Annotated in this window: 11 protein-coding genes; 3 read left to right on the top strand and 8 right to left on the bottom strand. The window is 71.4% G+C overall.

Annotation, left to right across the window (positions count from 1 at the left end; all coding sequences use genetic code 11):
- Positions 1 to 129: 129 nt before the first annotated feature.
- The 5 genes from AB0D46_RS29375 to AB0D46_RS29355 all read right to left on the bottom strand — a co-directional run bounded on the left by AB0D46_RS29375 (position 130) and on the right by AB0D46_RS29355 (position 5551).
- Complete coding sequence (locus AB0D46_RS29375) at positions 130 to 375, bottom strand: hypothetical protein (RefSeq protein WP_362881891.1); 246 nt, start codon at positions 373 to 375, stop codon at positions 130 to 132.
- Between the two features lie 253 nt (positions 376 to 628).
- Positions 629 to 2044 carry an FtsW/RodA/SpoVE family cell cycle protein gene (locus AB0D46_RS29370; RefSeq protein WP_362881889.1) on the bottom strand — a complete coding sequence of 472 codons (1416 nt, stop codon included), beginning with the start codon at positions 2042 to 2044 and terminating at the stop codon, positions 629 to 631.
- Entirely contained in the window at positions 2032 to 3300 is a 1269-nt protein-coding gene (locus AB0D46_RS29365) for an LCP family protein (protein ID WP_362881887.1), read from the bottom strand. Before AB0D46_RS29365 ends, AB0D46_RS29370 begins: the two co-directional genes overlap by 13 nt.
- Before the next feature lie 165 nt (positions 3301 to 3465).
- Entirely contained in the window at positions 3466 to 4878 is a 1413-nt protein-coding gene (locus AB0D46_RS29360; protein WP_362881886.1) for a HAMP domain-containing sensor histidine kinase, read from the bottom strand.
- The gene (locus AB0D46_RS29355; RefSeq protein ID WP_362881884.1) at positions 4868 to 5551 is read right to left on the bottom strand and encodes a response regulator transcription factor; all 684 of its coding nucleotides are present in this window, start codon (positions 5549 to 5551) and stop codon (positions 4868 to 4870) included. The genes AB0D46_RS29360 and AB0D46_RS29355 overlap by 11 nt, the downstream gene beginning before the upstream one ends.
- Positions 5552 to 6151: 600 nt before the next feature.
- Between AB0D46_RS29355 and groES the strand changes: the two genes are divergently transcribed.
- Positions 6152 to 6460 carry a co-chaperone GroES gene (gene groES, locus AB0D46_RS29350; RefSeq protein ID WP_055418319.1) on the top strand — a complete coding sequence of 103 codons (309 nt, stop codon included), beginning with the start codon at positions 6152 to 6154 and terminating at the stop codon, positions 6458 to 6460.
- 132 nt (positions 6461 to 6592) lie between these two features.
- Positions 6593 to 8221, top strand: coding sequence for a chaperonin GroEL (gene groL, locus AB0D46_RS29345; RefSeq protein WP_362881882.1), 1629 nt, complete (start codon positions 6593 to 6595; stop codon positions 8219 to 8221).
- Positions 8222 to 8288: 67 nt separating this feature from the next.
- Here groL and AB0D46_RS29340 read toward each other — a convergent pair whose 3' ends face one another.
- Both AB0D46_RS29340 and AB0D46_RS29335 read right to left on the bottom strand, forming a co-directional pair.
- Positions 8289 to 9002 (bottom strand): ester cyclase, encoded by a 714-nt coding sequence (locus tag AB0D46_RS29340; protein WP_362881880.1) that lies wholly within the window; start codon positions 9000 to 9002, stop codon positions 8289 to 8291.
- A 94-nt stretch (positions 9003 to 9096) separates the two neighbouring features.
- Positions 9097 to 9870, bottom strand: coding sequence for an SDR family oxidoreductase (locus AB0D46_RS29335; protein ID WP_362881878.1), 774 nt, complete (start codon positions 9868 to 9870; stop codon positions 9097 to 9099).
- Between the two features lie 182 nt (positions 9871 to 10052).
- On the opposite strand from AB0D46_RS29335, the gene AB0D46_RS29330 reads away from it, so the two are divergent.
- On the top strand, positions 10053 to 10952 hold the full coding sequence (locus AB0D46_RS29330; RefSeq protein ID WP_362881877.1) for a LysR family transcriptional regulator: 900 nt from the start codon (positions 10053 to 10055) through the stop codon (positions 10950 to 10952).
- 122 nt (positions 10953 to 11074) lie between these two features.
- On the opposite strand, the gene AB0D46_RS29325 is transcribed toward AB0D46_RS29330, so the two are convergent.
- A complete protein-coding gene (locus tag AB0D46_RS29325) occupies positions 11075 to 11401 on the bottom strand; it encodes a WhiB family transcriptional regulator (protein WP_362881875.1) in 327 nt (108 codons plus the stop codon).
- Positions 11402 to 11546: the final 145 nt, after the last annotated feature.

The raw sequence follows: 11546 nt of genomic DNA, 5'->3' as shown, positions 1-11546 counted from the left end.
ATCTCCTCGGAACCAACAACGTGCGTGACACCACGGCCCCTGGCTCCCTTGGCAACGACGTGGACAGGCTGCTCGGAGTCATCAGCTGGCCGACGTTCACGTCGGCCGCCCCCGCGTCACGCCTGTGGATCAGTTGGCGCCGAGGTGGGCGAAGTCCGCCCACTCCTTCTCGCCTTCCTTGGTGGCGTTCGAGGTGTAGACGGGGCCGAACGCGGCGGGGATGGCGGCGACCGAGGCCTTGGTGGCGGCGAAGCCGGCGTGGCCGAGGGAGGCGCTGCCGATCTCGACGCCATCGTCGGCCAGTGCGGCTCCGGCGCCGCCCAGCAGGATGCCCGCAGCGAGGACACAGGCGGCAAGGGAAGAGCGCGTACGCATATCTGCTCCTAGAAATGATCGGATGACGCGAGCCCGGAAAGGGACGAGTCGTCCGGTTCAACTCCAGGAGAGGGACGCGGGAGACGGTGTCTCACTCCGATGGCGCAGACCCAAAACGAGCGGTCAGTACACCGGCGAAGCCTGACGCGCCGCCACGACGGCCGCCCCCGGCTCACGCGGTGAGGGCCGGCCCGCCCGTCTCGGCTGCGCGGGAACCCCCGAAGCAGCTCCGATCCCGATCCGGGGCACCCCGCTACGCCCGGCCCCGCCCCGGCCCCGCCCCCACCACCGGCGTGATCGTCGTTTCCGTCGGGTCGTGGATGTCCGCTTCGCGTTGGCGTTCGGCGCTGTCGCTGATGCGGAGCAGCAGGGCGATCATGATCCAGTTGGCCAGCAGGGACGAGCCGCCCTTCGCCAGGAAGGGCAGGGCCTTGCCGGTCAGGGGGATGAGGCCCGTGACGCCGCCGGCGACCACGAACACCTGGAGCGCCAGCGCCGCCGCCAGACCCACCGCGAGGAGCTTCCCGAACGGGTCCCGCGCCGCCAGGGCCATCCGCAGCCCGCGCTGTACGAGGAGTGCGTAGAGCAGGATGATGGCCATGACCCCGGCCAGGCCGAGTTCCTCGCCCACCGTCGTCAGGATGAAGTCGCTGCGGCCGGCGAACGCGATCAGCTCGGGGTGGCCCAGCCCCAGGCCGGTGCCGGAGATGCCGCCCGTGCCGAAGCTGAACAGGGCCTGGGCGGACTGGTCCGAGGTGACGCCGGGCGGCCGGGTCTCCCAGTAGTACGACAGCGGGTTCAGCCAGGCGGCCACGCGGGCCTTCACGTGCGGCTCCGTCGAGCCGACGACGAAGGCGCCGACGGAGGCCATCAGCAGGCCGCACGCGATCCAGCTGGTGCGTTCGGTGGCGACGTACAGCATCACCACGAAGACCCCGAAGAAGATCAGCGAGGTGCCCAGGTCACGCTCGAAGACCAGGACCAGCATCGACAGGATCCACACGGTGACGATCGGACCGAGCTGGCGCATCGGGGGCAGCCGCATGCCGAGGAACTTCCGGCCGGTCAGCGCGAGCGAGTCGCGGTGTACGACCAGGTAGCCCGCGAAGAAGACCGCGATCATGATCTTCACGAACTCGCCGGGCTGGAGCGAGAAGCCGAACAGCTTGATCCACCGCTTCGCGCCGTACGTGTCCGCGCCGAAGAACGCCGGCGCGATCAGCAGCACCAGCGACACGGCCATCGTGATGTAGATGAACCGTTGCAGCAGCCGGTGGTCGCGCAGCAACGCCACGACGAGCAGGCAGGCGGCGACCCCGACCACCGTCCACATCAGCTGGCCGGGCGCGTTCGCGTCCGAGTTGTACCGCTCGATGTACCCCTGGTCGAGCCGGTGGATCAGGACGAGCCCGAGCCCCGTGAGCAGCATGGCCAGCGGGAAGATCAGCGGGTCCGCGTACGCCGCGAACCGCCGGATGCCCAGGTGTCCGACGAGGGACAGCAGGCTCATGCTGATGACGAAGCCGGCCAGGTGCTGCGGCAGCTCGTCGTTCATGGCGAGGCCGGCGCTCACGTGGCCGAAAACCGCGAGGGCGACGACGAGGACGAGCAGCAGCGCTTCGGTGCGTCGGCGGGGTCCCGCCGACGTGCGGGGCCTCAGTCCACGCACGGGATGCCGCCGCCGTCGATGCTGCCCTTCGGCGGCTGCGGCGGTGACTCCGGCTGTGGGGGTGAAGCGGAGGATGACGGCGCAGGGGCACCCGGGGCAGACGACGGCGGCGATGACGACGACGACGGTGACGGCGATGACGGCGATGACGGCGATGACGACGCAGCACCCGGTGCACCGGGGACCGCAGCGGTCCGGGGACCGATCTGCTCGGCTATGAGGCGCTTTATCTTCATATCATCTACGACGTTGATGTCCTCCCCATGGTTCCTTCCGAACCCTTCGACGGGAAGTGTCGTGAATTGCACTTTCCCCCCGGACAGGTTCTTCGCCTGCTTCACGAACGACAGCAGGTCCCACCCGGAGTCCGTCACGACGTCCTTCTTCGCCGTGTCGATCAGTTTGACCAGCTTCACCGGATCGGTGAAGGTCCCCGCCGAGTTCAGTTTCTGGGTGGCCCCCGCCAGGAAGGCCTGCTGCCGCTTGGTCCGGTCCAGGTCGCCCCCCTCCAGGCCGTGCCGCTGGCGTACGAAGGCCAGCGACTGCCGGCCGTCCAGCTGCTGCCGGCCCGCCGGGAAGTCCGCCCCCGACCAGCGGTCCTTCACCGGCTTGTTCAGGCACACCGGGACCCCGTCCAGCGCGTCCGCGAGGTGGTAGAAACCAGCCAGGTTCAGCTCCGCGAAATGATCGACCGGCACGCCCAGGAAGTTCCGTACGGTGTCGATCTGCGCCCGGCGCCCCGCCTCGCGGCCCTCCTGCTCCAGCTGTCGCCGGTCCTTGACGCCCCGAGCCGACAGTTGCTCCTCCTTGGCGGCCTTCGCCAGCCCGTACGCCTTCTTGATCTTGTCCTTGCCGTGGCCGGGTATCGCGACGAAGTCGTCGCGCGGGATCGAGAAGGCCTTCGCCCGGCTGCCGTCGGCGGGCACGTGCAGCAGGATCATGGTGTTCGCGTTGTAGCCGCCGATGTCGGAGCTGCCCGCGTGCAGCTTGTCGAGCACCTCGTCCGGCAGCGGGTCGCCGTTCTGGTCGCGGCGACTGTCCAACCCCATGAGCAGGACGTTCACGTCCCCGTGCGCCGACTTCTCGGCGCCCTCAAGGGCCTTGGAGCTGCCGATGCTCGACACCAGGTCCCGGTAGACGTACCAGGCGGCGCCGCCCGCCACCGCCGTCAGTACGCAGCCGGTGACCAGCACCGTGCGGCCGATCCGGCGCGGCGGGGGCCTGCGGCGACTGGTCTTCCTCCGTTGCGCGCTCATGCCCACCGATGCTGACGCACGCCCGCTGAAGGAATCCTGAGGACCGACGGGACGAGCGGCAGGACCGCACCCCCGCGCCGGCGGCCGGAATCAGCGGCGGGACCGCACCCCCGCGTCGGCGGCCGGAATCAGCGGCGGGACCGCACCCCCGCACCGCGGCCGGAATCAGCGGCCGCCCCCGTCCCCCGCCCCCGGGATCCGCAGCCTCAGCCGCGCGCCTCCCTCGCGCGCGGGGAGGGCGCGTACGTCGCCGCCGTGCGCCCGGGCGATCTCCCGGGCGATGGCCAGGCCCAGGCCGGTCCCGCCGGCGGCCCGGCCCCGGTCGGCGTCCAGTCGTACGAACCGCTCGAAGACCCGGGTCCGGTCCGCGTCCGGGATGCCCGGACCGTCGTCGATCACCTCCAGCTCCGCCCAGTCCCCGCACGCCCGCGCCCGGACGACGACCCCGCCGCCGGCATGCCGCAGGGCGTTGTCCACCAGGTTCGCCAGAGCCCGCTCCAGTCGGGCCGGGTCCCCGTACGTCGCCACGGGCGCGGCCGCCTCCACCCGCAGCGGGACCCGGGGCGCGGGCCGGCGGGCCGCGTCCTCGGCGGCCAACAGGGCGAGGTCGACGGGCTCGGGGCGCGGCGCCGGACCGCCGTCGAGGCGGGCGAGCAGCAGCAGATCGGCGGCGATCCGCTGGAGCCGTTCGGTGTCGGCCAGCGCGGCGGCCACCGACGCCCGGTCGGGCCGCTCCCCGGCCAGCGCCACCTCCAGCCGGGAGCGAACGGCGGCGAGCGGGTTGCGCAGCTCGTGGGAGGCGTCGGCGGTGAACTGCCGCTGCCGCGCGTCGGAGCGCTCCAGCCGGTCGAGGGTGTCGTTGACGGTCCGGGCCAGCCGGGCTATCTCGTCCGCGCCGCCCGGGTCGGGCACCCGCCGATCCAGCTCGCTCGCGGTGACGGCGGCCAACCCGGTACGGATCGCGGTGACGGGGCGCAGGGCGTGGCCGGTGACCCACCAGGCCAGCGCGGCGGCGAAGGCGACGAGCGGGGGCGCGCCGGCGAGCAGGCCGGCGGCGATGGCCCGGGTGGCGTCGTCCACGTCGCCGAGCACGGTCGCCGCGTACACGGCGTACGGACCACGCTCCCCGGCAGCCCCGCCGGCCCCCACGGCAGCCCCGGCCCCACCACCCCCCACCGGCCCCGGCGTCGCGACGACCACCACCGCGCGGCGCAGGCCGCCGGGGTGGGCCGGGGGCAGGACCGTCGAGCGGGAGTCGTCGCCGGGGCCGGGGAACAGCGCGCCGAAGTCCGGGGCGTCCTTCGGGTCGCCGCTCGCGGCGACCGTCCGCCCGGCCGCGTCCCGTACGAGGACCAGGTCGACCCCGCCCTCGGGCGCGGGCAGCCGCCCGCCGGGGGACAGGGCCCGGGCGTCGAACTGGGCGGCGGCCTTGCGGGCGGCGAGCTCGGTGCGGCCGGTCGTGTTGTCGAGGAGGTTGGCGCGCAGCACGGCGTGCAGCCACAGCCCGCCGACGGCCAGGACCGCCGCCATCGCGAGGGCGGCGGCCAGGGCGGTACGGGCCCGCAGGCTACTCGCCACCGTCGGGCGCCATCCGGTAGCCGGTGCCGTGGACGGTGAGGATGGAGCGGCGGCCGAAGGGCGCGTCGATCTTCTTGCGCAGGGAGGAGACGTACACCTCCACGATGTTCGGATCGATGGCGTGCGGGGTGTCCCAGACCTCGTCGAGGATGTCCTGCTTGGCGACGGCCCGGCCGGGCCGTTCCATCAGGCAGGCGAGGACGCCCCGTTCGCGGGCGGTGAGTTCGATGTCCCGGGTGCCGCGCCGGCAGCGCCGGTCCTGCGGGTCGAGGACGAGGTCCCCGACCCGCAGGACGGTGGGTTCGGGGGCGGCGGCCCGCCGGGTGAGGGCCCGCAGCCGGGCGCCGAGCACCACGAAGGAGAACGGTTTGGTGAGGTAGTCGTCGGCGCCCGCGTCGAGCCCGTCGGCCTCGTCGCGTTCCCCGTCGCGGGCCGTCAGCATCAGGACGGGGGTCGGGTCGCCGTGGGCGCGCATCCGGGTGCAGATCTCGTGGCCGTCGAGGCCCGGCAGCATCAGGTCCAGGACCACGACGTCGTACGGTCCGCCGGTGCGGGCCAGGTCGAGGCCGCGGTGCCCGTCGTGGGCCACCTCGACGCGGTGGCCGTCGGCGGAGAGGCCCTGTCGTAGGGATTCGGCCAGGTTCTCTTCGTCTTCGACGACCAGGATGCGCACCGCTCAAGCGTCACATACCGGACGGGAACACCCGTCAGGCGGTGGGCGGCCCGGCCGCGACACTTGTCCCCGCCCCGCCCGGGAGGCCCGGACGGCGCGGGCGACGGAGCGGACGTCCCGCACCGCGACGGCGAGGCCGAGCAGCCCCCGTGGCGCCCGGTAGGGCCCGGGCCCCGAGGTCGGCACAGACCGCATCGGTGGCGTCGGGCCCGCTGACGACGGTCGCGGCCGGGGCGGTCGGCGGGGCGTCGAAGGTGGTGTCCACGGAGACCCGGGTGAGGGGGGAGGAGCCGTCCCCGGCGGTCGGGGTGCACCGCGGACCTGCGGGGACACGGAAAAATATCTGGCCGTGCGACCCGGGGGAAGGCCTGTGACCAGGCCTCAACACGCCTTCCGGGCGGCCGAATCCGCCCGGCTCGGCCGGCGCGTGTTGGCACTCCGCTTGACCGAGTGCTAATCGCCGGAATAGTGTCACACCTGGCACTCGCCACTGGTGAGTGCCAACACAGCGACAGGCAGGTCCGGCACCCGCGACGACGGATCGACCTGGTCGCCACCTCAGACAGTTAACCCCGGATTCCCGAAGGGGGAGGTCGGATCGTGACGACCACCAGCTCCAAGGTTGCCATCAAGCCGCTCGAGGACCGCATTGTGGTCCAGCCGCTCGACGCCGAGCAGACCACGGCCTCTGGCCTGGTCATTCCGGACACCGCGAAGGAGAAGCCCCAGGAGGGCGTCGTCCTTGCCGTCGGTCCCGGTCGCTTCGAGGACGGCAACCGTCTTCCGCTCGACGTCACCGTCGGCGACGTCGTCCTGTACTCCAAGTACGGCGGCACCGAAGTGAAGTACAACGGCGAGGAGTACCTCGTCCTCTCGGCTCGCGACGTTCTCGCGATCGTCGAGAAGTAATCACTTCTCCAGTTTTGCTGTGAGCTACGCCCCTGGTCACCCTGCTGATGCCGGGCGGCGAGGGGCGTAGTTCGTTTCCATGCGGTCGCGGTGAGCGGCCGAGGATCGCAACGAGAGGGCGGAACCGCTCCCATGCCGAAGATTCTGAAGTTTGACGAGGACGCCCGTCGCGCCCTCGAGCGCGGCGTCAACAAGCTTGCCGACACGGTCAAGGTGACGATCGGCCCCAAGGGCCGCAACGTCGTCATCGACAAGAAGTTCGGCGCGCCCACCATCACGAACGACGGTGTCACCATCGCTCGCGAGGTCGAGCTGGACGACCCGTACGAGAACCTGGGCGCCCAGCTCGTGAAGGAGGTGGCGACCAAGACCAACGACATCGCGGGTGACGGCACCACCACCGCCACCGTGCTGGCCCAGGCACTGGTCCGCGAGGGTCTGCGCAACGTCGCCGCGGGTGCTTCCCCGGCCGCCCTGAAGAAGGGCATCGACGCCGCGGTCAAGGCCGTGTCCGAGGAGCTCCTCGCGACCGCCCGCCCGATCGAGGACAAGTCCGACATCGCCGCCGTGGCCGCGCTCTCCGCGCAGGACTCGCAGGTCGGCGAGCTCATCGCCGAGGCGATGGACAAGGTCGGCAAGGACGGTGTCATCACCGTCGAGGAGTCCAACGCCTTCGGCCTGGAGCTCGAGTTCACCGAGGGCATGGCCTTCGACAAGGGCTACCTCTCGCCGTACATGGTGTCCGACCAGGAGCGCATGGAGGCCATCCTCGATGACCCGTACATCCTGATCCACCAGGGCAAGATCTCCTCGATCCAGGACCTGCTGCCGCTGCTGGAGAAGGTCATCCAGGCCGGCGCCTCCAAGCCGCTGCTGATCATCGCCGAGGACGTCGAGGGCGAGGCGCTCTCCACCCTCGTCGTCAACAAGATCCGCGGCACCTTCAACGCGGTCGCCGTCAAGGCCCCCGGCTTCGGTGACCGCCGCAAGGCCATGCTCCAGGACATCGCCACCCTCACCGGTGCGACCGTCATCGCCGAGGAGGTCGGCCTCAAGCTCGACCAGGCCGGTCTGGACATCCTGGGCTCCGCGCGCCGCGTGACCGTCTCCAAGGACGACACGACCATCGTCGACGGTGGTGGCAACTCCGCCGACGTCGCGGGCCGCGTCAACCAGATCAAGGCCGAGATCGAGTCCACGGACTCGGACTGGGACCGCGAGAAGCTGCAGGAGCGCCTGGCGAAGCTCGCCGGTGGCGTCTGCGTCATCAAGGTCGGCGCCGCCACCGAGGTGGAGCTCAAGGAGAAGAAGCACCGCCTTGAGGACGCCATCTCGGCGACCCGCGCCGCGGTCGAGGAGGGCATCGTCTCCGGCGGTGGCTCCGCGCTCGTCCACGCCGTCAAGGTCCTCGAGGGCAACCTCGGCCTGAGCGGCGACGAGGGCACCGGCGTCTCCGTCGTGCGCCGCGCCGCCGTCGAGCCGCTGCGCTGGATCGCCGAGAACGCCGGTCTCGAGGGTTACGTCATCACCTCGAAGGTCGCCGAGCTCGACAAGGGCCAGGGCTTCAACGCCGCCACCGGCGAGTACGGCGACCTGGTCAAGGCCGGCGTCATCGACCCGGTCAAGGTCACCCGTTCCGCGCTGGAGAACGCCGCTTCGATCGCCTCGCTGCTGCTCACGACCGAGACCCTGGTCGTCGAGAAGCCGGCCGAGGAAGAGGGCGACGCCGGTCACGGCCACGGTCACGGCCACAGCCACTGATCGCACGCACCACGCCGAGAAGGCCCCGTCCCGCAGCCGCGGGACGGGGCCTTCCCCGTGTGCGGACTCAGGACCCGTACGGGGTACCCGATCCGCCCATCTGCCGTTGCAGGGCTCCGGGGTTGTAGTGCCACCAACCCTCGACGATCTCCCCGCCGACACACCGGAACGTGGTGCTCCCGGACATCGTGTACGTCTTCCCGGTCGGTTCGACGCCCATGAACGGGCCCTTGTCGTGGGTGCCGCGCCAGTTCCACAGCGTGGTGACCAGATCGCCCTCGGCCAGCCGGGCCGTCGGCTCGAAGACCATGTCGAAGGCTCCGCGCCAGGTTTCGATGTCCGACCGCATGCCCTCCCGTCCGATGACGGTGGACTCCTCCTTGCTGATGTCGTGGTCGATGTAGTTCGCCGCGAAGCACTCGTCGAGGACGCTCATGTCCCCGCCCATGACGGCGTCCTGGAACACCCGCTCCACGAGCTGCTTGTTGAGGTGCTGGTCGCGGACCACGTCGAGGTTCATGAACTTCGGCATGCCCTCGCAGAGGGACACCATCTCCTGGAACATCCGCTCGGTCTCGGGGAGGTGGGAGTTCGTCATGGCCTCCTCGTACGAGGAGAACTCCACCATGTCCACGTAGTGGTTCCGCGCCTCCCGGTCCTGGCCGAGCAGCGCGCGCGTGGCGGTGCGCCGACCGCTGCTCTGCTCCGCCCAACGGTCGATCAGCGCGTTCATCTCGGCGAACCGTCTGGTCTCGTAGTCGATCACTTGTACGAATGTCATCGCGTCGCCTCCCGGGCCGGATCAGGACACGTCCAGTTTAGGGAGATTTCACCCGTTTGGCTGGTTTATGAACCGGCCGAACGGGTTCCAGGGGCTACTGCGGCCCGTACTTGCGTCCCGTACGCGACGACACCCCGCCGAGCAGCCCGCGCGGGGTCAGCTTCACCACGCCCATCAGCGCCTTGTACCGCGGGTCCGGGATCGACACGGTCCGGCCGCGCGCCAGGTCGGCCAGCGCCGCGGCCACCAGCTTGTCGGCGTCCAACCACAGCCAGCCCGGGATGTTGTCCGTGCCCATGCCGGCCCGCTCGTGGAACTCGGTCCGTACGAAGCCGGGGCACAGGGCCATCAGGCGCACCCCGGAACCCGCCAGGTCCTTTGCCGCCCCCTGGGTGAACTGCACGACCCAGGCCTTGCTGGCGCCGTAGGTGCCGCGCGGCACGAAGGCCGCCACCGAGGCCACGTTGATGACCCCGCCGCGACCGCGCGAGCGCATCGACGCGGTGGCCGCCGAGGTCAGCCGCAGCACCGCCTCGATGTGCACCTTGATCATGGTCAGCTCGTCCGCCATGGACACTTCGAGGTAGCGCCCCTTGTTGCCGAAGCCGGCGTTGTTGACCAGCAGGTCCACCGGGTGCGTACGGTCATCCAGGCGGGTCTCGACGGCCGCGATGCCCTCCTCGGTGGACAGGTCCGCGGCCAGCACCTCGGCCTCGATGCCGTGCCGGTCGTGCAACTCGGTGGCCTGCTCGGCCAGTCGCTCGGTGTCGCGCGCCACCAGCACCAGGTTGTGTCCCTGGGAGGCGAGCCGGCGGGCGAAGGCGGCGCCGATGCCCGCGGTGGATCCCGTAATCAACGCAGTCGTCATAGGCGCAACCTAGCCGCCCGGGTCAGGGGGTGTCCCGCGGGGCGGGGCCGGTGTTCGGGCCGTCCCGCGAACGGCTACCGACCGTGCCCGCACGGGGCGGATGCCGCCACGACCGACCGGGCGTGCTCAAAGCGACACCTCGGTACGGACGCCGTGGTCAAAGTCGGGCTTATGCTCAAGGGGTGATAGAGGCACGTCATCTCCGGGTCCTGCGCGCCGTCGCCGGGACCGGCTCCTTCTCCGCCGCCGCGCGCGAACTCGGCTGCACCCAGCCCGCCGTCTCCCAACAGATGAAGGCCCTCGAACAGTCGGCGGGCACCCCGCTGCTGATCCGTACGGGCCGCGAGATGCGCCTGACGCAGGCAGGCGAGGCCCTGGTGCGGCACGCGGCCGGGATCCTGGCCGGACTGACCGCCGCCGAGGAGGAGGTCGCGGCCATCGCCGGCCTGCGCGCCGGCCGGGTCCGGCTGGTGTCCTTCCCCAGCGGCAGCTCCACGTTGGTGCCGACCGCGCTCGCGGCCATGCGCGCCGCGCACCCGGGCACCCGGATCTCGCTGGTCGAGGCCGAACCCCCGCGTTCCGTCGAGATGTTGCGCGAGGGGGACTGCGACCTGGCGCTGGCCTTCCGCTACGGCGCGGCGGCCGGCCCGGCGTCCGAGTGGGAGGACCTCGTGGTCACGCCGCTGCTCACCGACCGCCTCGTCGGGCTGGTCCCGGAGGGGCACCGGCTGGCGGGGGCCGAGCGGGTGGGCATGGCGGAGCTGGCGGACGAGCCCTGGATCGCGGGCTGCCCGCGCTGCCGCCGCCACCTCGTGGAGGTGTGCGAGGGCGTCGGCTTCACGCCGCGGATCGACTTCGCCACCGACGACTACCCGGCCGTGGTCGGCCTGGTCGGCGCGGGGCTCGGCGTCGCGGTGCTGCCGGAGCTCGCGGTGGAGTCCGTACGGGCCAAGGGCGTCAGCACCCTGGCCGTGGAACCGGCCGTCGAACGCGAGGTCGTGGCCCTGACGCTGCCGGACCTCGCGCGGGTGCCGGCCGTCGCGGCGACCCTGGGCGAACTGGCGCGGGCCGCCGCGCGCTGACCGTACGGCGGTACGGCCGAACGCGTGACGTCCCGGCCCTCGTCCCCCGTCGGGCCCGTGGTCGGGCCCGACGGATCCGAGGAAACGTTCCTTCGGGTGCTGTGGCGGGCGGGTTCGTGCGGTCAGTGCGGCGCGGTCGGTCCGATCGCACTCGATGCCGGGATCAGGCGGTGCCGTGCGCGGCCCATCAGCTCCTCGCGTTCGTCCTCGGTCAGGCCGCCCCACACCCCGTAGGGCTCGCGGACGGCGAGTGCGTGCGCGGCGCATTCCGCACGCACCGGGCATCTCATGCAGACCTCTTTAGCCGAGGCCTCGCGCGCGCTCCTGGCCGCGCCCCGCTCGCCTTCCGGATGGAAGAACAGGGAGCTGTCGACCCCGCGGCAGGCGGCGAGCAGCTGCCAGTCCCACAGGTCGGCGTTCGGTCCGGGGAGGCGGGAGAAATCTGCCATTGGTAGTCCTCTTGGGGCCGGTACTGAGGCGGATACGGTCCATGTCTCCACACCTACTGTCGGAGTAGATGTAAATATGACTCATTGGGAATCTAGCCTCAGACATGTGCCAAACGGAAGGAAAGCCGCCAAATAGGGCATAGCT

It is taken from the genome of Streptomyces sp. NPDC048383 (genome assembly GCF_040651775.1).
Lineage (GTDB): Bacteria > Actinomycetota > Actinomycetes > Streptomycetales > Streptomycetaceae > Streptomyces.
This window is presented reverse-complemented; position numbering and strand designations above follow the sequence as displayed.

Coding starts and splice junctions, on each gene's coding strand:
- AB0D46_RS29375 (WP_362881891.1), bottom strand. CDS start 375: ATGCGTACGCGCTCTTCCCTTGCCGCCTGTGTCCTCGCTGCGGGCATC.
- AB0D46_RS29365 (WP_362881887.1), bottom strand. CDS start 3,300: ATGAGCGCGCAACGGAGGAAGACCAGTCGCCGCAGGCCCCCGCCGCGC.
- groL (WP_362881882.1), top strand. CDS start 6,593: ATGCCGAAGATTCTGAAGTTTGACGAGGACGCCCGTCGCGCCCTCGAG.
- AB0D46_RS29340 (WP_362881880.1), bottom strand. CDS start 9,002: ATGACATTCGTACAAGTGATCGACTACGAGACCAGACGGTTCGCCGAG.
- AB0D46_RS29335 (WP_362881878.1), bottom strand. CDS start 9,870: ATGACGACTGCGTTGATTACGGGATCCACCGCGGGCATCGGCGCCGCC.
- AB0D46_RS29325 (WP_362881875.1), bottom strand. CDS start 11,401: ATGGCAGATTTCTCCCGCCTCCCCGGACCGAACGCCGACCTGTGGGAC.